This window comes from Aquicella lusitana, assembly GCF_902459475.1.
GTDB lineage: Bacteria > Pseudomonadota > Gammaproteobacteria > DSM-16500 > DSM-16500 > Aquicella > Aquicella lusitana.
This window is the reverse complement of record NZ_LR699114.1, coordinates 1,337,293-1,355,648: the sequence shown is the minus strand read 5'-3', so window position 1 is coordinate 1,355,648 and position 18,356 is coordinate 1,337,293. Positions and strand designations below refer to the sequence as shown.

At 43.9% G+C, this 18,356-nt stretch carries 24 protein-coding genes; 16 read left to right on the top strand and 8 right to left on the bottom strand.

Translation table 11 applies throughout. The annotated features are described in order from the left end of the window. Positions 1–32 precede the first annotated feature (32 nt). The 4 genes from AQUSIP_RS06215 to AQUSIP_RS06205 all read left to right on the top strand — a co-directional run bounded on the left by AQUSIP_RS06215 (position 33) and on the right by AQUSIP_RS06205 (position 1,475). On the top strand, positions 33–248 hold the full coding sequence (locus AQUSIP_RS06215; protein ID WP_114834402.1) for a hypothetical protein: 216 nt from the start codon (positions 33–35) through the stop codon (positions 246–248). A 92-nt stretch (positions 249–340) separates the two neighbouring features. Continuing rightward, positions 341–487 carry a hypothetical protein gene (locus AQUSIP_RS12345; protein WP_170131803.1) on the top strand — a complete coding sequence of 49 codons (147 nt, stop codon included), beginning with the start codon at positions 341–343 and terminating at the stop codon, positions 485–487. A gap of 154 nt (positions 488–641) precedes the next feature. After that, entirely contained in the window at positions 642–1,181 is a 540-nt protein-coding gene (locus tag AQUSIP_RS06210; RefSeq protein ID WP_114834401.1) for a type 1 glutamine amidotransferase domain-containing protein, read from the top strand. A 105-nt stretch (positions 1,182–1,286) separates the two neighbouring features. Beyond that, positions 1,287–1,475 (top strand): DUF6496 domain-containing protein, encoded by a 189-nt coding sequence (locus AQUSIP_RS06205; protein WP_114834400.1) that lies wholly within the window; start codon positions 1,287–1,289, stop codon positions 1,473–1,475. A gap of 15 nt (positions 1,476–1,490) precedes the next feature. On the opposite strand, the gene AQUSIP_RS06200 is transcribed toward AQUSIP_RS06205, so the two are convergent. Beyond that, a complete protein-coding gene (locus AQUSIP_RS06200; protein WP_114834399.1) occupies positions 1,491–2,363 on the bottom strand; it encodes a cytochrome c oxidase subunit 3 in 873 nt (290 codons plus the stop codon). A gap of 179 nt (positions 2,364–2,542) precedes the next feature. On the opposite strand from AQUSIP_RS06200, the gene AQUSIP_RS06195 reads away from it, so the two are divergent. Further along, on the top strand, positions 2,543–3,136 hold the full coding sequence (locus AQUSIP_RS06195) for a cytochrome c oxidase assembly protein (protein ID WP_114834398.1): 594 nt from the start codon (positions 2,543–2,545) through the stop codon (positions 3,134–3,136). Between the two features lie 15 nt (positions 3,137–3,151). Next, entirely contained in the window at positions 3,152–3,709 is a 558-nt protein-coding gene (locus AQUSIP_RS06190; protein ID WP_147277486.1) for a hypothetical protein, read from the top strand. On the opposite strand, the gene AQUSIP_RS06185 is transcribed toward AQUSIP_RS06190, so the two are convergent. Then, positions 3,706–3,885, bottom strand: coding sequence for a hypothetical protein (locus AQUSIP_RS06185; protein WP_114834396.1), 180 nt, complete (start codon positions 3,883–3,885; stop codon positions 3,706–3,708). The two genes, AQUSIP_RS06190 and AQUSIP_RS06185, sit on opposite strands and share 4 nt — an antisense overlap. Here AQUSIP_RS06185 and AQUSIP_RS06180 point away from each other — a divergent pair. Genes AQUSIP_RS06180 through AQUSIP_RS06170 form a run of 3 tightly spaced genes read left to right on the top strand, consistent with a single transcriptional unit; the run spans position 3,868 to position 5,346 of the window. Continuing rightward, entirely contained in the window at positions 3,868–4,350 is a 483-nt protein-coding gene (locus AQUSIP_RS06180; protein ID WP_325048282.1) for an SCO family protein, read from the top strand. The two genes, AQUSIP_RS06185 and AQUSIP_RS06180, sit on opposite strands and share 18 nt — an antisense overlap. A gap of 38 nt (positions 4,351–4,388) precedes the next feature. Continuing rightward, positions 4,389–4,934 carry a TlpA disulfide reductase family protein gene (locus AQUSIP_RS06175; protein WP_114834394.1) on the top strand — a complete coding sequence of 182 codons (546 nt, stop codon included), beginning with the start codon at positions 4,389–4,391 and terminating at the stop codon, positions 4,932–4,934. Then, on the top strand, positions 4,918–5,346 hold the full coding sequence (locus AQUSIP_RS06170) for a c-type cytochrome (RefSeq protein ID WP_114834393.1): 429 nt from the start codon (positions 4,918–4,920) through the stop codon (positions 5,344–5,346). Before AQUSIP_RS06175 ends, AQUSIP_RS06170 begins: the two co-directional genes overlap by 17 nt. A gap of 3 nt (positions 5,347–5,349) precedes the next feature. On the opposite strand, the gene AQUSIP_RS06165 is transcribed toward AQUSIP_RS06170, so the two are convergent. From AQUSIP_RS06165 to coxB, 3 genes are all read right to left on the bottom strand, one after another. After that, positions 5,350–6,918, bottom strand: coding sequence for a c-type cytochrome (locus AQUSIP_RS06165; RefSeq protein WP_114834392.1), 1,569 nt, complete (start codon positions 6,916–6,918; stop codon positions 5,350–5,352). An 83-nt stretch (positions 6,919–7,001) separates the two neighbouring features. Then, the gene (ctaD, locus tag AQUSIP_RS06160; protein ID WP_114834467.1) at positions 7,002–8,588 is read right to left on the bottom strand and encodes a cytochrome c oxidase subunit I; all 1,587 of its coding nucleotides are present in this window, start codon (positions 8,586–8,588) and stop codon (positions 7,002–7,004) included. Positions 8,589–8,604: 16 nt separating this feature from the next. Next, positions 8,605–9,762, bottom strand: a complete 1,158-nt coding sequence (gene coxB, locus AQUSIP_RS06155) for a cytochrome c oxidase subunit II (protein WP_114834391.1) — start codon at positions 9,760–9,762, stop codon at positions 8,605–8,607. 287 nt (positions 9,763–10,049) lie between these two features. On the opposite strand from coxB, the gene AQUSIP_RS06150 reads away from it, so the two are divergent. Next, on the top strand, positions 10,050–10,415 hold the full coding sequence (locus AQUSIP_RS06150) for an RT0821/Lpp0805 family surface protein (protein WP_114834390.1): 366 nt from the start codon (positions 10,050–10,052) through the stop codon (positions 10,413–10,415). A 15-nt stretch (positions 10,416–10,430) separates the two neighbouring features. Here AQUSIP_RS06150 and AQUSIP_RS06145 read toward each other — a convergent pair whose 3' ends face one another. After that, a complete protein-coding gene (locus AQUSIP_RS06145) occupies positions 10,431–10,973 on the bottom strand; it encodes a hypothetical protein (RefSeq protein ID WP_114834389.1) in 543 nt (180 codons plus the stop codon). Positions 10,974–11,228: 255 nt separating this feature from the next. Here AQUSIP_RS06145 and AQUSIP_RS06140 point away from each other — a divergent pair, with 255 nt between their 5' ends. Then, entirely contained in the window at positions 11,229–11,669 is a 441-nt protein-coding gene (locus AQUSIP_RS06140; protein WP_114834388.1) for an RT0821/Lpp0805 family surface protein, read from the top strand. Between the two features lie 38 nt (positions 11,670–11,707). Here the strand turns inward: AQUSIP_RS06140 and AQUSIP_RS06135 are convergent, their stop codons facing one another. After that, positions 11,708–12,412 carry a DJ-1/PfpI family protein gene (locus tag AQUSIP_RS06135; protein ID WP_114834387.1) on the bottom strand — a complete coding sequence of 235 codons (705 nt, stop codon included), beginning with the start codon at positions 12,410–12,412 and terminating at the stop codon, positions 11,708–11,710. 114 nt (positions 12,413–12,526) lie between these two features. Here AQUSIP_RS06135 and AQUSIP_RS06130 point away from each other — a divergent pair, with 114 nt between their 5' ends. Beyond that, on the top strand, positions 12,527–13,474 hold the full coding sequence (locus AQUSIP_RS06130) for an alkaline phosphatase family protein (RefSeq protein ID WP_170131800.1): 948 nt from the start codon (positions 12,527–12,529) through the stop codon (positions 13,472–13,474). Between the two features lie 105 nt (positions 13,475–13,579). Here AQUSIP_RS06130 and AQUSIP_RS06125 read toward each other — a convergent pair whose 3' ends face one another. After that, a complete protein-coding gene (locus AQUSIP_RS06125) occupies positions 13,580–14,155 on the bottom strand; it encodes an HdeD family acid-resistance protein (protein WP_114834385.1) in 576 nt (191 codons plus the stop codon). A 146-nt stretch (positions 14,156–14,301) separates the two neighbouring features. Here AQUSIP_RS06125 and AQUSIP_RS06120 point away from each other — a divergent pair, with 146 nt between their 5' ends. The 4 genes from AQUSIP_RS06120 to AQUSIP_RS06105 all read left to right on the top strand — a co-directional run bounded on the left by AQUSIP_RS06120 (position 14,302) and on the right by AQUSIP_RS06105 (position 18,313). After that, positions 14,302–14,790, top strand: a complete 489-nt coding sequence (locus tag AQUSIP_RS06120; protein WP_114834384.1) for a hypothetical protein — start codon at positions 14,302–14,304, stop codon at positions 14,788–14,790. An 82-nt stretch (positions 14,791–14,872) separates the two neighbouring features. Beyond that, positions 14,873–16,012: an SGNH/GDSL hydrolase family protein gene (locus AQUSIP_RS06115; RefSeq protein ID WP_170131799.1), complete on the top strand. Its 1,140-nt coding sequence runs from the start codon at positions 14,873–14,875 to the stop codon at positions 16,010–16,012. Positions 16,013–16,280: 268 nt separating this feature from the next. Next, positions 16,281–17,729 (top strand): glycoside hydrolase family 15 protein, encoded by a 1,449-nt coding sequence (locus tag AQUSIP_RS06110; RefSeq protein ID WP_170131798.1) that lies wholly within the window; start codon positions 16,281–16,283, stop codon positions 17,727–17,729. Further along, positions 17,726–18,313: a peptide deformylase gene (locus AQUSIP_RS06105; RefSeq protein WP_114834381.1), complete on the top strand. Its 588-nt coding sequence runs from the start codon at positions 17,726–17,728 to the stop codon at positions 18,311–18,313. The genes AQUSIP_RS06110 and AQUSIP_RS06105 overlap by 4 nt, the downstream gene beginning before the upstream one ends. Positions 18,314–18,356: the final 43 nt, after the last annotated feature.

The following is an 18,356-nucleotide window of genomic DNA, read 5'->3' as shown; positions in this document are numbered from 1 at the left end:
AAAATAGGAATAATAAAAAAAGGAGTGTGGTCATGCACACAGCAGCTTCTAAGGTTCGACACTTGCATCCTCATCGCAAACGGCATATTAAACACTCTGCTCATGCAAGTATGGCTAATTTTAATCATCGGATGAAAAATATAAAGCTGACATCACTTGCCAAGAAAAAGCCATATACAACGATTGGCATCATTGCGGGAACCGGTGCTTTGATTGGTATGGCTTTTTGGTTATTCCTGAGAAAATAAGGATTAGTAATACGGTGACTAAATGAATGTGCGTTATGGAAATGCAATGTGTTTTAAATATTTTTAATTAAATCGTCACAAGGAGAAAGGCAATGACATACGATCCAAGCAAAGGCAAACAACATGATCCTTCACGTCAAAAAGGTGAACAAAAAGGCCCACAACAACCAGGCCGCTCAGAGCAACAACGAAAAATGCCTGGACAACCGCAAGATAAAGATAAAGATAAATCATGGTAAATGTTAAAAGATACAGAAGGGATTTATTCCCTTCTGTATCTTTTCTTTTATTCCTCGCTATTCAAAAATAGCCAAAGCCCAGATTAAGAAAGAAGGGCCTAAAAAGCGGTTTAATGATAAAAAACAGAAAAATAATTTTCTTTGGAGCGATCCAATGAAAAAATCGATTAAAAAAGCAAAATTCGCCTTTTTACTTTGCGATGGATTTGAAGAATCAGAAATGACTGAGCCTCGGAAGGCGCTGGAAAAGGCGGGTGCAACGGTGCATTTGATCTCTCCCGGAACGAATAAAGTTCAAGCATTCAGGCATCACAAGCGGAGCAGGGAATACCCTGTGCACGTCAAGCTAGAGGCAGCAAAGGCGGGAGACTACGATGCTGTCGTATTGCCGGGTGGGGTGATCAATCCGGATAAGTTGAGAACTTATAAGAAAGCGATTAAGTTTATTATTGCGTTTTTCAAGCATAAAAAATTGATTGCTGCCATTTGTCATGGCCCGCAGACGTTAATAGAAACCGGGAAATTGAAAGGGTACAAAATGACTTCGTACCATTCAATAAAGACAGATCTCAAAAATGCAGGCGCCACCTGGCAAAATAAAAAGGTTATTGTGGATAGAAATCTCATTACTAGCCGTCAACCCCAGGATATACCTGCTTTCAATAAGGCTATTCTTAAGCAATTTGGCAAGTAATTTATTATTTGTTAGGTACTTAAGCGCGCCGCAGTGAATCCGAAATGGCCTTTGTGAAAATGATATAATAAGACAGTCAAATTGATTAACAAGGAGCGCGCTGTCATGCCAAGAAAATATGGAAAGAGTGCACAAAAGGAGGTCAAAAGGGAAATGCGCCGATACAAAAAGGGGACTGCGCATAGTGGCACAAAGCATAAGCCAGTGAAAAGCAGAAAGCAGGCCATTGCAATTGGCTTATCCAAGGCTCGAAAAAAAGGCGCAAAGGTGCCAAAAAAATCCTCTCGAAAATAAAAAAGCAGCGTGATTTTAAATCCAGTAAACAAATACGAATAACAATAACCATACAATGTCGACAAAATGCCAATACCAGGAAATAGCTTCAAAGGCAAACAGGTTATGTGGAGTAAAATCACGCTTTAACATGCGGTAAAAAATCACACATAGCGCGATGGTACCAATGGTAACATGCAAGCCGTGGAAGCCTGTTAACATGAAAAAAGTCGTCCCATAAATACCCGATGCAAGTGTAAGTGATTTTTCAAAGTACGCCTCACCATATTCATTCGCCTGCAGAATAAGAAAGGTGATACCCAATAGAATCGTCAAGAGTTGAGTGAGCAGCATAGTTTGACGATGGCCTTTTAATAAAGCCCAATGCGCAATGGTAATCGTGACTGCACTCGTTAATAGCACTAACGTATTAATCGCCGGAATGCCCCAGGTGTTCATCACGGATTGCGGAGCCGCGAAAGTGCTTGGGTCCGGATTGGCAAAAAGTGGCCAACTCCCGGTGAAATCAGGCCAGAGTAAAATATGCGTAACACTTTGTGGGTCGCCAAGATCGGGAATAACAAACACGCGTATATAAAAAAGTGCGCCAAAAAATGCGCCAAAGAACATGGCTTCGGAGAAGATAAACCAGAACATCCCCAAGCGAAAAGAGTGCTCGACTTGTTCACTACTTAATAGCCCTTGTCGATTTTCGTGTATGACTTCACCAAACCAGCCATGAATGGTGTAGACAAGCAGGAAGAAGCCAAACAGCGTTAAATAGGGACCATACCAAGCTTCATGTAGCCAGTGAGCAATACCTGCCAGCGTGCAAAAAAGAGCAATAGAGCCTATGAGCGGCCAGCTGCTGGGCGAGGGAAGATAATATTTATTTGTCTTATTATCCATTACTTCATCCTCGATTGTTTTATTTCTACTATAGCACCAAATCGGAATTTCACCGGAAATCAGGCCATTAGCTATTGAAAAAAAAGCATTAATCATTTTCAAGAAAAGTGGGATTCGGCTGCGTAATCTGCTATATTTTTCTCTATCATGGATCAACTACTTGACTCGTTATTCAGAATATGACAGACGGCCAGAGAAAGGATGGGGTTGTAAAAAAGAACAAACGCATGACGCTAATACTGGCTGGTGGTGTGCTGTTTATGTTTGGTTTCAGTTATCTTTTGGTTCCTATTTATAATATCGTCTGCAAACAAATTGGTTTTAATGGCAAAGGAGCAAACTCAGCTTCTGTTATGGCTGCAGATATGCGGGTAGATACGTCCAGAACCATTAAAGTTGAATTCGCTACTGTCGTAAACAGTGCGCTGGATTTTAAATTTACGCCACTTTATCGCACCGTTGAAATGCATCCTGGTGAAACCCGGTTGGTTTATTTTTATGCCGAGAATTTAACCGGCAAGGGAAAAACCATACAAGCTGTGCCCAGTGTGACGCCTGCTGATGCGGCACGTTTTTTAAAGAAGACAGAGTGTTTCTGTTTTACCCAACAATATTTTTATAAGGGTGAAAAAGCAGATATGCCGGTTTCTTTTTTTATTGATCCCGCCATTCCCAACAACATCAAAGAAATCACTTTGTCTTACACGCTGTTTGACGCCAGTGGTTATGAAAAAAAACAGCCTCAGTTTAGAAAAGGTCGAATTAATTTATAATTGGAAAACTGCTTCGTGCCGATGGAAAATAGCACTAACCACAAAAATAAAACATTGTTCCTGCTGCTGTTAGTATGTCTCTTGCCGGTGCTGGTGGGATGGATAATGTATTATTTTTCTGCATATTTTCATTTTAACCAGTCTAGTCACGGCACACTGCTTAATCCGCCAGTTCAAGTAAATGAGTGGGTATCGCCGCAAAAACAGTCAAGGCAATGGCAAATCGTGCTGAGCGTATATGATTGTGATCAGTCTCCCACCAGCAAGGTTGCGTTCAAATTAAGTCAAATGCATAAGGCATTAGGCGAGGATCAAAAACGTGTTAATTTAGCAGTGTGGACTTTGGCGGCGTGTGAAATCAGTGCGCCAAAGCGTTTTGATATTCTTGTCTTTAAACAGAATGCCTATAATGAACTCCAACGTCGCCTAAAGCAGCGACAGGCGGATGGAATGAATAAAATTTATCTGATTGATCCTTTAGGAAATTTGTTTATGTATTATCCGCTGGAAGCAAATCCAAAGGACATCTATAACGATCTGAAAGTTGTGTTAGGAGTGTCACGCATTGGCTAAATATTATAAAAATACGCTGCTGATTGCGCTCTTATCTGCGGGGGTATTGCTATTTTACTATACATTTTCTCAACGCCATCATGTTCCGCGTTATCCTGCCGGTCTGCACGGCGTCTATTTGTCTCTGCCAGCATCTCCGCCTGTTTTTCATTTAACGGATCATACCGGCAAGCCATTTACTTCCACAAATCTTAAGGGACATTGGACATTGGTTTTTTTTTGGATTTTCTCATTGCGCGATGGTGTGTCCCGTGACCCTGGCTGCATTGAGAGAAATGTATGAGACCTTGCAGTTGGCATTAGGAGTGGCCAAACTGCCGCAAATTGTTTTTGTCTCGATAGATCCTGAAAGAGATACACTGCAGCGTTTAAATGAGTATATCAGTGCATTTCATCCGCGTTTTATAGGTGCAAGAGCAGACCGGCAGGAAACGGAATCCTTGATGCGACAATTGCGGGTGGTCTCAATGAAAATGCAGATGGAGGATGATGCTGGTCGTTATTCGTTCGATCATAGCAGTGATATTTTTGTGTTTAACCCTGCAGGCCAATTGCAGGCTTATTTGACTTACCCGCACCAGGCAAAGCAGCTGGTCAAGGATTACCAGTCTATTTTAACTGTGTCAGCAGATTTAACTTAATTGTGAAAATAGTAACGTAACTAGACGAGGAAGGTTTTATGCAGCTTTTAAAAACAAAATCAATAGACATTGCCATTCGGCAAATAAGTGTGTTCGAAATAATCGCGGTAAAATTGAAAATAGCACTTCTGTTAGTCGCAGGTACTTTGTTATTCGGTTGCTCACAGGGCGAAGAGCAGGTATGGACTGACACACAGGGCAATCCTATTCCACTTTCGATGTGGAAAGGCAAATGGGTAATTATCAACTATTGGGCGAGTTGGTGCGATGGTTGTATTGAAGAGATTCCTGAGCTAAACCGATTTTATCAGCATAACCAGGACAAAAATGTTTTACTCTATGGCGTTAATTACGATCATTTAACAGCGCAGGAAACCCAACAAGCAGCAAGTAAAGCAGGTATTCAATTTCCTGTCATTATCGATGATCCCAATCCTGTTATGCAACTGGGTGAAATCACCGTCGTCCCTACGACGTTTATTATTAATCCTGCAGGTAAGTTGGTAAAAACCATCACAGGTATTAATACTGAAAAATCTTTACATGACACCTTGAAAACGTTGCAAAATGCAAAAACGAACTAAATCCTATTTGATTGTGTTGATCTTCGCGCTGAGCGGCGTGTGCGGTTTTAGCCTGTCTTTATATCAATACAGTGCCGGCGCAAATAGCGCAGTGGATGCGATTCGTGTCACACAAACTGTTCACTATCCAGCGATCCGCGTCAGGCAGTTGCTGGGTGATCCGCAGGCAGGCGAGAAAATTTTTAATGAATTCTGCGCTACCTGCCATGCGGCACCGCCGCTTGTTGATGTGAACGCACCGCGCATAGGGGATAAAAAAAGGTGGCAAACGCTGCGCCGGGTAAATACCAAGACGCTTCTTGCCATCACCCTTAAAGGCGCTGGTGCAATGCCAGCGCGAGGCGGTTGTTTTGAATGCAGTGATGAGCAATTGCAGGCTGCGATTCAGTATATGGTGGACAAAAGTAAATAGCGCTCACCATAACTGATAATTTTTATGTGGCGCTCCCTTTTGCATGATGTATTTTATGGCGGCAAGTAATTCCTCGTCGTTGCAATGTGTACAGCCACCATGCGGTGGATGTCCTTTGCGACCAGCCACCACATTTCTATAAGCACTCAAGAATCCGGCATCTACAATGGGTTTCCAGGCTTGTTGATCACCGAGTTTAGGCGCGTTATTTTTTCCTGTGGTATGACAGCTGCTGCAATATTCCTGGTAAATCTGTTCACCACTTTCTGCGCCTAATCGGGTCGGTGGACTGATGGGTTTGGCTCCTTTCATGGAGGCCGCAACCATGTAATCAACCGCATATTTGATTTCAAGATCACTGCAAGTGAGACAGGTTCCCTTGGCAGGCATATTGCCTCCACCACTGATTGCGACCGCGTAGAGTTTGTCTATGCCGCTTCGGACAAGCGGTCCCCAGCTCGCGGCGTCACCAAATTTGGTTGCGCCACCTACGCCATAATTATGACAGGCGGAACAATAACTATTATAAATATACTGGCCTACTGCGCCTTCGCTCACATCCGGTTGAGGCGGCATTTTACTTTCCACGCTTTTTAAATAGGTAATCATAGCTAACAAATCAGCGCGGGTTAAATGACTCAGACTATCATGAACGGCTTCATACATCGGCCCTTTTACCTTGCCGCCGCCAATGAGTTGATACTGGGTAAAGACTTTAATGAGCTCTTCGTCGGGGATGGCATTTAGATTCGTCTTGGTGATATTTGGTGCCACGTAGCCTTGAATATTGGCTCCAGTCAGGTTGTATTTACGAATCGGCGCGCCTAAGGGAAGCTGTTTGCTGATCATATAATAAGAGGGAGTGTGGCACATACCGCAATGACCCAATCCTTCAACAAAATAGGCGCCGCGATTCCATTGCTCAGATTGTTTGGGATCTGGCTTAAATGTGCCATTTTTAGGAGTATCAAAAAATAATAAACGCCAACCCAGTTGTAAAAACCGCCAGTTAAAAGGCCAAACCATATCGTTTGGATGGTTTTTCTGGTGTACCGCTGGAATACTATTCAGATAAGCTTTAATCGCTTTTAAATCATCAAAAGTGACAATGCTGAAATAAAGGTAAGGGAAGGCCGGATAATAATACTCACCGCTGGGAGAAATGCCTTCGTGCATGGCTTTAATGAACATGTCATCATTCCAGCCTCCTATGCCTGTTTCCTTATCTGGCGTGATATTGGGGGTATAAATGACGCCGAAGGGTGTCTGCATGGCGAGTCCGCCAGCGAAGGCAGGGCTCTTTTTCGCCGAATTGGTATGGCATGCAATACAGTCGCCCACTTTTACCAGATATTCGCCGCGCTTGATGAGTGCGATTTCATCGGCTGTTTTTCCTTGCGTAGAATAAGCCGGATAAGTTGGAAAAAAATAAGCCTGACTATAAGCGGCCGCCATCTGTTTTACGTTGGAAACGATACCTGTCAACGTATAAAGACCGGCGCAGATCGCCAGAAACAAAATAACCATAACGATTTTATTCATGGCAAAAATTTTTTGAATGAATTTTTTCACGCGTAAAAATCCCTTTTTTCCGATATGATCAATGCAAATTTGCCAATCGCCTCGCTGCTAGAAACTGGTAACGCTTCCTCCATTTACTTAATAATCGGTGCCGTTTCAAACGTATGATAAGGAGGCGGCGAAGGCAGGGTCCATTCTAATCCTTCTGCTCCTTCCCATGTTTTTGCTTCAGTAGGCTGTGTATTTTTGCTAAAACAAGCTTTAAGCACAATGTATAGGAAAATTAATTGTGCGACGCCAAAAATGAATGAACCAATAGTACTGATCTGGTTGAATTCTGTGAATTGTAATGCGTAATCAGGAATGCGGCGCGGCATGCCTGCCAGTCCTAAAAAATGCATAGGGAAGAAGGTCAGATTCACGCCAATCACCGAGAGCCAAAAATGATATTGGCCAAGCTTTTCGCTATATTTGTTTCCTGTCCATTTGGGCAGCCAATAGTAAATGCCCGCGATAATAGTGAAGAGCGAACCTGATACCAGTACATAATGAAAATGCCCGACAACAAAGTAAGTGTCGCGGTATTGATAATCCGCGGGAACCAGCGATAACATAACGCCTGACAGCCCGCCGATGGTGAACATGAATAAAAAGCCAAGCGCAAACAGCATGGGCGTTTCAAAAGTAATCGAGCCTTTGTATAACGTTGCTGTCCAGTTAAATATTTTGATGCCGGTTGGCACGGCAATCAGCATGGTGAGGTACATGGTGGAAAGCTGTGCGGCGAAAGGCGCGCCTGTCGTGAACATGTGATGCATCCAGACGAGATAGCCCAGGATGCCAATAATGATGATGGCAAACACCATAAACTCGTAACCAAAGAGATGTTTTCGGGCAAACGTGGGAATGACTGCGGAAATGATGCCAAAACCTGGCAAAATTAATATGTAAACTTCTGGGTGGCCAAAAAACCAAAACAAATGCTGAAAAAGTATGGGGTCACCGCCGCCGGCAGCATTGAAAAAGGCCGTGTGAAAGTGCCGATCCATTAATACCATCGTCACGCAGCCGGCAAGAATGGGCATGACAGCAAGCAGCAGAAAACCTGTGACTACCCATGACCACACCAAGAGCGGTAATTTCATCCACGTCATGCCGGGTGCGCGCATATTGAAAATGGTGACTACAATATTAAGCGCTGAAAGAATGGAGGAAACACCCAGCATGTGAATAGTAAAAATAAAAAAGTCTGTGCTAGCTGGCCCATAAAGGGTGGAAAGCGGCGCATAAAAAGTCCAACCAAAGTCGGGGGCAGGCCCACTCATGAAGATGGTGCTAATTAGCATGAGAAAAGCGAAGGGCAGCAGCCAGAAGCTCCAGTTATTTAATCGCGGCAAAGCCATGTCGGGCGCACCAATCATTAATGGGATCATCCAATTTGCAATGCCTGTCATGGCAGGCATGATGACACCAAAAACCATGATAATTCCGTGCATGGTGACCATTTGGTTGAAGAATTCCGGGTTGATAATGAAGTTGCCGGGCTCAAATAATTCCAGGCGTATCACGAGCGCAAGCGCTCCGCCTACGAAGAGCATGATCATGCTAAAGAACAGATAAAGTGTTCCGATGTCTTTATGATTTGTCGTGTAAAACCAGCGCATGATGCCTTTGGCTGGACCATGTGCTCCCTCGTGGTGCTGCGTTATTGCATCATCCATAAGCATTAAACTCCACTTATTGTATTCCTACCAGTTGTCGAACTTCTTTCACTTCTTTGGGTTGTACTGTCGTTGGATAACCTCGTGTTTTATTGATCCTGTCATTGCCCCATGACTGTCGAATATAAGTAATAATCGCAGCCATGGTTTGATCATCGAGTATCTTGCCAAATGCTTGCATTGGTGTGCCTGGTACGCCATGCAGCACATAGGCAATCGTTTCATCGACAGGCGCATTAACGACGCGGCTATATTTTAAAGCTGGAAAACTGGTTTTCATTCCTTCACCATTTGGCAGATGACACATGGCGCAATTTTTTAAATATTCATCTTTGCCCATGCTCAGCAATTCAGTTTCAGGTAATACTTTGAGGGCAGCTTGCTGATTTTGAATCAGCATGCGTTTTTCTTCCGTTTGCAGCCATGCGGCGAAATCAGTTTCGGATACTGCCTTTACTACAATAGGCATAAAACCATGGTTAATACCACAGAGTTCGCCGCATTGGCCGCGATATTCGCCAGGTTGGGTGATATAGACCCAGTTTTCATTGATGAAGCCAGGGATCGCATCCTGTTTGACACCTAACTCAGGGACCCACCATGAATGGATAACATCATCCGATGTGATGAGTAATTTCACCTTGGTATTCACCGGCACCACGAGGGGTTTGTCCACTTCCAGCAGAAACCATTTGTTTTTTGGCGCTCTATTTTCGATTTGGTCAAGGGTGGTGGAAAGGTAACTGAAATAGCGGATACCGTTATCAAGGTATTCGTACTTCCATTTCCATTGATACCCCGTAATCTTGATTGTTAATGCTGATTTTTCTGTGTCATGAATATGCGCCAAGACAACCGTTGCGGGGTAAGCCAGTCCGACGAGAATCAGAAAAGGGATGATTGTCCAGATTACTTCAACCAGCAGATTTCCTTTGAATTGTGCAGCCTGCGCACCCTTTGATTTACGAAACCGGATAAGTGAGTAAATAAGCACACTGAAAACAACAACAGCAATGACACAGCAAATATAAAATGCAGCCATGTGCAAATCATAAATTTCATGACTGATAGGTGAAACGCCATAAGGCATATTTAATTGATAATCGGCGTATACGGGTGAAGTAAGCAGGCTCAGACACGATAATAAGATCAACCGACCAATACGGTTAGGCATAACGGAAACATTCCTTGTTTCATGGGAACCGCTAATCCTTGGTTAATAGCTGTTCCCGTTGAAGTCACAATCACTTGCTTAAGCGTTCCTGTCGCAAGCAGCAGAATTTATGCGATCAATTGAATATCACTATAGTCAAAATTCCTAACAAAATCAAAGCCGCAAGCTGATTCCGTCTGTCAGCCTCGATTGCCGCAACATTCGGACAAAGGTATCATTTTTTGTACAGATCTGCCTGGCGGAGTATGTCATAATAGAAATAGCATACAAGGAGGGAGATTTTACCTATGAAAAGGATACTGGGTTGGTTAACAGCCTTTGCTATAACTGGCCTTTCTTTTCCCGTGTTGGGCCTTAATTTTACTTTTATGGCGGATTCGCCAGTTGCCTCCTTTAATGCAAGTGACTGGAAACTGCTGAATGCAGCCGCAGACAAAGCGCTTGATAGCATGCCCGACCGAAAAAAAGTGGTTTGGAAAAATCCCCGCACAGGTAACGGTGGTTTTTTTCAACCCCTCAGCACCACAAAAAAGAATGGCATGCGTTGCCGCAATCTGAAAATGTTTTTTGAGGATTATCGTTCAGACACCGACGAATATACTTTTCTGTTTTGTCGGGACAAGGGAGAATGGAGAACAACAGGTCAAATATAATGGAATCTTATGGCATTAGCTGCACGCCGCAATCGTATTGTTGCTAACATCCACACAGCGAAAAGTGGTGTGGCTTATTTCAATGTATTGATCAATTAAGCGGAGCAATTGGTTTTCTTCTTCCCTAAAAGCTGGCGTGCTGTTCGTGATATGTTGTCTAGCAGGGTTTATCCACAGGAGCATTTTGCCATTACGAAAATAATAACGGTTTTCCTCTCTGCGGGCGACAATGCCTGATGGCTTGTCATAATGATTGGTGACTGAGTAAATAAAAATTAATTGATTGCGATCAAAATAAGCATCCTCGGTGCTGTAACCCATTTCGCCATACATAACAGCATGAATCTTCTTCAACTCCTTTCTGTCATAAAAAAATTTCAGTTTACCACCTTCTACAGACAAGCCTTCTACCTCCTTGTTTTTTATTTGGTACGCTGTCAGCTGAGAGTTAATAGCATTGACCTTGGCGCGAATGAGCGGAATGCCATTTTCCTGTGCCCAGGCTGGAGGCAAGATGAAAATAAAGCAAAAGAGGATGCTGGCCGCATGCTTCCACATGGATCAATCTCCTTAAACAGATTGGGTGTTGTTATGATCAGAATAACATAAGGATTCTCTACCTAAACTATTCCGGAGAGAGAATTTGATAGTATATTAATACGCTAAAAGATGTATTTTGGCGAATATTGTTGCAACTTAAAATAGCAGCATAAGAGGAGTGATTATAAAAATAAACTGGAAGGAGTAATATAATCATAAGGAAGATAGTAAAAGAAGATTTTGCAAGCGAACTTCATAAAGGAAGATTTTGATATGAAACCATCATCACTAAAATTCGCGCTTCTTTTTGCAGCTGTAACATTAACGGCTTGCTCGATCAATCCACTTTATCAACCCAGCTCCGAAGATCGCGCGACACAAGCAGAACGGGCTCAAGCCATGACTGCCGATGACCAAATGCCTGAAACGGCAAGTGATGGAGCCGTCGGGGGCAGTCTCGAAACGGCGATGGACGTACTCGATAAAACCAAGATGACACGCGCGCTTGACAAACCGCTGGGTAAATCAACAGAGTGGGAAAATGTAAGCACAGGCATTCGCTACACGGTGGTACCTACACAAAAGCTAACATTGAATGGTAATCCCTTTTGCAGAAAATACACGATCACCGCTGCTAAAGGTGAAAAGAAACGTGAGTTACAAGGTACAGCTTGCGTAGGTGATGACGGTAATTGGAAGGCGGTCAGCGGTTAAGCGAATGAGAATGCAAGGCGGAAGGTGGAAACCAACAATCAATCCGTGGGACCCGTTTTAAAGCGATCAATGTAATCCCTGATATAGTGAGGCAATGGTGGTGCGTTTTTATCTGTGCTGCCGGGATAAGGCGGCAACTGCTGGACTGTATCGGGAGTGCAATATACTTTGTTGTTGGGGAAGTATTCAAATAATAATTGTACTTTCCCGGCTGCCTCTTCGCCTGCAATGGTCGCGATCAGCGCTAGCGCCAAATCAATACCGCTTGAAACACCACCGGCTGTCCAGACTTGACCAGATTTCACGATGCGTTTCTCTACGGTTTGTACTTCAGGGAAAGATTTTAATTCGGGCAGTGCTTGCCAGTAAGTTGTGGCTGATTGGTTGTTGAGGAGGCCTGCTTGATGGAGTAGAAACATGCCGGTGCAGTCAGACAGAATATATTTGCAGTGCCTGGACTGGCGTTGAATAAATGAAATGAGTTTGTCGTTATTTACTTGTTGGTGTCTGCCCGGGCCGCCTGGAACAAGGAGATAGTCGAGGTCCGGACAGTGGCTAAAATTGACATGGGCTTTCAGCACAATATCATTGACGCACTGTACATAAGCGCCATTTTCAGAAACCAAGAACATATCCAACGAAGCCTTAATGATATTTTTCCAGAAGGCAAATATTTCCCAAGGCCCAATGATGTCCATGGGTTGAGCGTCTTCATAAATAAGCACACCCAGTATCTCGTTCATCACTTTCTTCCTTACTGTAATGCTCCCTATTATATACAATCCATGGCAGACGTAGTTGTGGTATTTAAAAAATTAGCAGATGATAGGGCTTTTCTAATGGAAAGGAATCCTTGTATGCTGCGATCTGTCTCATGTTTCCTGTTAGCCGCGTTGCTGCCTGTTGCGCATGCTGCTACCGAATCATCCCAGCCGGAGCCAATCAAGCGCGTCATTTATGTGACGCTGGATGGCGTGCGCTGGCAGGATGTGTTCATTGACCGTGTTTATTTTTCTAAACTCTGGAAGCGCGCGGATAAGGGCAAGTTTTATGGCGCGCCAGACAGCCATTCAACCATGGAAGTGGCCTCGATCCCGATCAGTCTTCCCTCCTATCAAAGTCAGATGGCGGGTGCTGTGCAGCCATGTGATGGGAATGGCTGCGGCCGAATTCAGGTAGAAACACTGGGAGAAAATATTCTGCATAAACTCGCCTTAAGCAAAAAGGACGTGGCAGTTTTTTCATCTTGGTCTCAGGTTTACCTATCGTTTGAGCACATTGCAGGCGCAACCTATACCAATTCAGGCAATGTGCCCGTGTTAGATCCTGAAACCCAAAAATCGGATAATGTGATGGCCGACTTAAATGAAAAACAAAAATCAGACCATCCCGCAGGTGCGGATCGTTTCGATAAATATACCTTTGCGCAATCGCTGCATTACCTGGAAAAATTCCAGCCCCGCTTTATGTGGATATCACTGGGGGACGCGGATACCCAGGCGCACCATAACAATCTTGCCGGCTATCATACGGCTTTAATGGCCTATGATGATTATTTGGATACCCTTTTTACGACACTTGCCCGGTTACACATTGATAAAGAGACCCTGGTCATCTTGACGACCGATCATGGCCGCGGTAATGGCATTGATTGGACCAGTCATGGCCCAAGCTATCCGGAATCCAAGCAAACATGGGGGTTTGCCATGAACGGTGAATTGAAGCCTGTCGCGCAAGATGGTGATTTTGCTCGGTATAGCACGCTGTCTATTCGCCCCACCATAGAAGCTGCTCTGGGTGTATAACCGATAAAGAGAGGGTACCAGTCGAGGCTTGTAGTTTAATTTATTGTCCCGCCCCGGTGATGAATAGGTTCCTGCCTGCGCGGGAACCTATTTTCCAATGGGACTTTAGCCTGCTTTAGGCCCCGGAAAGGATCGTGCGGACAACGCTATCATCACATAAGTCCAGCCGCAAAATAATAAATCAATGCCCACAAAGAGCCCAATGATATAGAGGCTTGCCTCGGGCCAATTCGCCATAATGATGATGCCTAAGAACAGGGTGATAATACCGTTAAACAGGTTCCATCCCCAATTGAGCAGTTGGATGGTGAGGGAGTAGATAATGCGAAAGAGGCCTTGCACAATAAAGAATACGCCCAGCACAAGTGTTAATGAAACAGTGGCTAAAACAGGGCTATAGATGACCATCAGTCCGGCCACTAAATATAACAGTCCCATAATAAGATGTAATAAAAAGCCGCCCCACTTTTGCCGCCAGCTAGTAAAACTGTCGACAATGACAACGACGCCACCCAAAAATAACAGCAGGCCCAAAAAGACAACGGAGATAAAGGTCGCAATGGTAGCTGCGCTGATGGCTGCGATGCCAAGAACAATAAACACGATACCCCAGGCGAGAAACCAGCCCCAGTTTTTTGTTATAACCAGTAACTCCTGATAATTGACCTTAAGTGCGCTCATGGTTCCGTCCTTATGTAGATTTTCCTTATGACACTATAGCATAACTGTTAATACTTCTTGTGGAATACGCTTATCCACTATCCGCTAGCTTGACCTGCTTTTTAATGTGCTGCATGATTCAATCAAGGGACAGTCAAGGACCTAAAATGGTCATCATCAGCAGGCTCAAAGAGGAAACAATTCACGCGGTTCCCGCCATTATTTTTTTCATGATTACGTTTAATCTTATCAATCTGACGGAGCGACTCATGATGAGGATAAGCGAACCGGGTTTTGGAAGTTATCTAGCGGCTAGCCTCGGTGCACTGTTGGCGGGTAAGCTACTCATTATCGTGAATTCACTTCCTATTCTCAACGCGTTTTCCAGCAAGCCCATGATATATAACATTCTCTGGAAGTTTTGTGTTTACGGCTTTTTCACACTGGTCTTTCGCATGGGTGAAGATCTTGTTTCTTTTTATATTCACTACAGTGGCCTGCAGACTGCCTCCGGCTATATTGCCGCCAGGCTGGTTTCTCCCGTTTTTTGGGCGATACAGATATGGGTGCTCATGCTCTTTGCCGTATACGTTGTCGCGGCTGAATTTGTCCTTGTCGTTGGCAGGAAAAGAATAAGACATATGCTTTTTGGTTAGTCAAAAGCCGCAAACTTCCTTATTGATAACTGAGTAGTTTTAAGGTAGAAAAGATCGATAACACTAAATGATAGGAATAGGAATGAAGCAGAATAATCATAAGATTTTTAATGTGTTTTGCATTGTCTTAGCATGGTTTCTCTTTGCTGCCTATCCTGTCTCGGGCTTGGCTGATGGTGCTTATCCCTATAATAAGATTCTGTTTTTTGGCGACAGCCTTTCTGATAATGGCAATTTATATTCCTTCGATTTCGGTTATCTTCCTAAATCCCCGCCTTATTTTGAAGGCAGGTTTTCCAATGGTTATGTCTGGTCCGAAGCGGTCGCCAAATATTTATATGACAGCAATTACATCAGCTCGGACAATTACGCCATTGGCGGTGAAACAGCCATTTTTCATAATCCCGTGAATGGTTATCTTCCTTACAGTTTGACGGCTTCATTAAACAGCTACTTGCTGCGTTCAGCATTTGGCGATCGCTCCATGACATTGTTTGTTATCTGGATTGGAGGAAATGATTATTTGAAAGGTTCGACTGAAGTGGATCAGCTGACGACAGATGTGGTCGCCAATATCAAAGCGACGATCGAAAGTCTGATTTATCGCGGCGGTGTCAATTTCCTCATCATCAATTTACCCGATCTGTCGCTAACGCCTTATGCGAAAGAGAATAACATGGTGCAAAATTTGCATGAACTGACTGCAATGCACAATACCAAACTGGCTGAAGCAGTGACACAGATTCAGGACGGTTATAAGAATATAAATATCCATCTTTATGATGTGAGTACGCTGTTCGCGCAGTTAATCGAGAATCCTGATGTTTTCAATAAAAAATATCAGCTGCATATCAAAAATACAGGCGCGGCTTGTTGGCAGGGCGGTTATACACGAAAGCAAAAACAGGCGTCACTGACGGAAGAAGCGATTGCCCAGCAGCTGCAGGAGCAAATGCGAATGAAAATAAAATCCGCGTCTTTTACGGATTCGGGAGCTGAACAACCCAAATTAGACCCAGCAGCTTTTGCACACCAGATTGCTACCACACCAGCTTTGGCGGAAGCTTATAAAACAAGTGAGAAGGCTGCTGAGGGTGAATTACCCTGCAGGAGTCCGGATGAATATGTTTTCTGGGACCATATCCATCCCACCGCTGTGATGCATTCCGTATTAGCCAAGGATATTATTGGTTTTATCGATCAAAATTACCCGCGTGTTTAAAGGCAGATTGTCTATCTTTAAAAGCCGCTCCCCCTGAGCGGCTTTTTTATTTGCGCCAAAAGAAAATGGAGTCAGCGCTGGGAACCGATGTTATACCAGAAGCCGCATAACATCCTTGAACAACCTTTCCGAAATTTTTTATGCTTACCGTCATTGAAAATGGTTAGTGAGCTTATTAGACTCATTTATTTTATTGACTCTATTTTATGGGATGGCGATCATGCTCGTTCATGGATTGAAATTTATAATGGTAAGGGCAGTCATTCTGATGAGCTTGACAACAAGCGTTTTTGCTTCAAGCCATCCACTTTTAGTAGTGGCGAATCCTCCTTTCACTTTGGAGGAGCTGGGCTATATCAAACAGTATTTGTTCGATAACATCACAACGGAAGAGCATACTTTAACGAAGGAAGTGGATGGACGTTTAATACATTCCAAACCGGGTGCTGTGCTTGCTTCGCCTTCCAAACAGGATCAGATATTTTCACAGGATTACCAGTTTCACTGGGTAAGAGACGCAGCCATTACTATGAATACGGTTGTTCAGCTTTATGCGCAGGCTGCCGTTGAGGACAAGAAAAAGCTGAAGCAATACCTGTTGAACTATGTTGACTTTGAATCTATCGCTCAAAAGCAGGTTTCAAAAGCAGGTGAGGAGACACTGGGCCAGCCCAAATATAATATTGATGCAACAATCTGGGAAGGCGATTGGGGCAGGCCGCAAAATGACGGTCCCGCCTTGCGGGCAATAGCAATCACTGCGATTGCAAAATTAGCCATGCAGGAAGGCGAGCAAAAGCGCGTGCGCGAAAAACTGCTTGAAATGGTATTGCTTGACTTAGACTATGTTGCGTCGCGGTGGCAAAACACAACATTTGATTTGTGGGAGGAAGTCAATGACCCGGACCATTTTTTCACGAAAATGGTGCAGCGCAAAGCTTTATTGGAAGGCGCCGCGTTAGCCCGTCAATTTGGCAAGGTGCAACAGGCGGATTATTATACCAATACCGCAAGACAAATAACTTCTTCATTGCAAAAGCACTGGAATCCCAACGTAGGTTATGCGAGCGAGACAGTGAATCAGCAATACTATAAAGGTGGCGGCATGAATATCTCCATCATTTTAGGAGCCTTGTACGGAGATATTCATGATCCCAATGATCCCTTTGCATTAACTAGCGACAGTGTGTTGAGTTCAGCCTATTTTCTACGAAATGCGTTTGCACCGCTTTATAAAATAAATATCACCAATAAGACGGCAGCGCCGCTTATTGGCCGCTATCCTGGCGATATTTATGATGGCAACCATTCAAGCTACGGCAATCCCTGGGTTTTAACCACTAATGCGCTGGCGCAATATTATTATGCGCTGGCAAAAAACTATTTAGGTGAAGGAAGCGTGAGGATAACGCATAATAATATTTTCTTTTTCCAACAGTTTTATACCAATCTTGATAAAGAAGAGGTTATTCTTGCCTCAGAACAACCGGATAAATTCTTTGGCCTCGTTAACCGCTTAATTGAGGAAGGGGATAATAGCCTGAAAAGCGTGAAACGCTATGCAACCTGTTACGCAGATCGTACTTGTTACCATTTGTCAGAACAAATTGACCGGGCAAGCGGCAAGCCCCGTAGCGCACGCGATTTAACCTGGAATTATGCCAGTCTATTGGATGCAATGCGGACGCGTGCAGCTTTGGGTGAGGTTGTAGTATGAAATTGCAATTAGTCACGCACGATCTGGCGGACCATCGAGTATTGCGAGAACCCGCGCGAGAAGTAAGCTTTCCCCTGGATGAAGAAATACGTCAGTTTATAGAAGAATTGCGAGTGTTCTTTTCTGATCTTGAAAGTCCTCTTGGCAAACCTGCTGGTCTCGCAGCAACTCAGGTGGGCATGCCGCTGCGCATAGCCATTATTCAAGTACCACCCGAAGCGAAAAGGATACGCAAGGAGGTATACGATACGCTTCCGCCAACGGTGTTGATTAACCCGGTTTATTTTCCTATTCTGGAAGAAGGAAAAAATAAGGATTGGGAGGGGTGTTATTCAGTTACAGACAAGATGGGTGAAGTATATCGATACACTGCAATTCATTATGAGGCCTGCGATGGGAATGGGAAAACCATAACGGGCACCGCACGCGGATTTTTGGCAAGGCTCATTCAACATGAGGTCGGCCATTTGAATGGAGAACTCTATATTGATTTACTGAGCGAAGATTGCCGGTTTGGCTCGCTTGAGAAAATGCTGGCTATCCGGCGAGAAGAAATGGGCAATAATAAGCTAAACAAGAAATGATGATTTGACATTTGCGGATTTATTAAACGGATGTAAAGAAAAA

Bases quoted from the DNA above. Each gene is read 5' to 3' on its own strand.
- AQUSIP_RS06215 (WP_114834402.1), top strand. From the start codon at position 33: ATGCACACAGCAGCTTCTAAGGTTCGACACTTGCATCCTCATCGCAAA.
- AQUSIP_RS12345 (WP_170131803.1), top strand. From the start codon at position 341: ATGACATACGATCCAAGCAAAGGCAAACAACATGATCCTTCACGTCAA.
- AQUSIP_RS06210 (WP_114834401.1), top strand. From the start codon at position 642: ATGAAAAAATCGATTAAAAAAGCAAAATTCGCCTTTTTACTTTGCGAT.
- AQUSIP_RS06205 (WP_114834400.1), top strand. From the start codon at position 1,287: ATGCCAAGAAAATATGGAAAGAGTGCACAAAAGGAGGTCAAAAGGGAA.
- AQUSIP_RS06200 (WP_114834399.1), bottom strand. From the start codon at position 2,363: ATGGATAATAAGACAAATAAATATTATCTTCCCTCGCCCAGCAGCTGG.
- AQUSIP_RS06195 (WP_114834398.1), top strand. From the start codon at position 2,543: ATGACAGACGGCCAGAGAAAGGATGGGGTTGTAAAAAAGAACAAACGC.
- AQUSIP_RS06185 (WP_114834396.1), bottom strand. From the start codon at position 3,885: ATGGCTTGCCGGTATGATCCGTTAAATGAAAAACAGGCGGAGATGCTG.
- AQUSIP_RS06175 (WP_114834394.1), top strand. From the start codon at position 4,389: ATGCAGCTTTTAAAAACAAAATCAATAGACATTGCCATTCGGCAAATA.
- AQUSIP_RS06170 (WP_114834393.1), top strand. From the start codon at position 4,918: ATGCAAAAACGAACTAAATCCTATTTGATTGTGTTGATCTTCGCGCTG.
- ctaD (WP_114834467.1), bottom strand. From the start codon at position 8,588: ATGGATGATGCAATAACGCAGCACCACGAGGGAGCACATGGTCCAGCC.
- coxB (WP_114834391.1), bottom strand. From the start codon at position 9,762: ATGCCTAACCGTATTGGTCGGTTGATCTTATTATCGTGTCTGAGCCTG.
- AQUSIP_RS06150 (WP_114834390.1), top strand. From the start codon at position 10,050: ATGAAAAGGATACTGGGTTGGTTAACAGCCTTTGCTATAACTGGCCTT.
- AQUSIP_RS06145 (WP_114834389.1), bottom strand. From the start codon at position 10,973: ATGTGGAAGCATGCGGCCAGCATCCTCTTTTGCTTTATTTTCATCTTG.
- AQUSIP_RS06140 (WP_114834388.1), top strand. From the start codon at position 11,229: ATGAAACCATCATCACTAAAATTCGCGCTTCTTTTTGCAGCTGTAACA.
- AQUSIP_RS06135 (WP_114834387.1), bottom strand. From the start codon at position 12,412: ATGAACGAGATACTGGGTGTGCTTATTTATGAAGACGCTCAACCCATG.
- AQUSIP_RS06130 (WP_170131800.1), top strand. From the start codon at position 12,527: ATGCTGCGATCTGTCTCATGTTTCCTGTTAGCCGCGTTGCTGCCTGTT.
- AQUSIP_RS06125 (WP_114834385.1), bottom strand. From the start codon at position 14,155: ATGAGCGCACTTAAGGTCAATTATCAGGAGTTACTGGTTATAACAAAA.
- AQUSIP_RS06120 (WP_114834384.1), top strand. From the start codon at position 14,302: ATGGTCATCATCAGCAGGCTCAAAGAGGAAACAATTCACGCGGTTCCC.
- AQUSIP_RS06115 (WP_170131799.1), top strand. From the start codon at position 14,873: ATGAAGCAGAATAATCATAAGATTTTTAATGTGTTTTGCATTGTCTTA.
- AQUSIP_RS06110 (WP_170131798.1), top strand. From the start codon at position 16,281: ATGAGCTTGACAACAAGCGTTTTTGCTTCAAGCCATCCACTTTTAGTA.
- AQUSIP_RS06105 (WP_114834381.1), top strand. From the start codon at position 17,726: ATGAAATTGCAATTAGTCACGCACGATCTGGCGGACCATCGAGTATTG.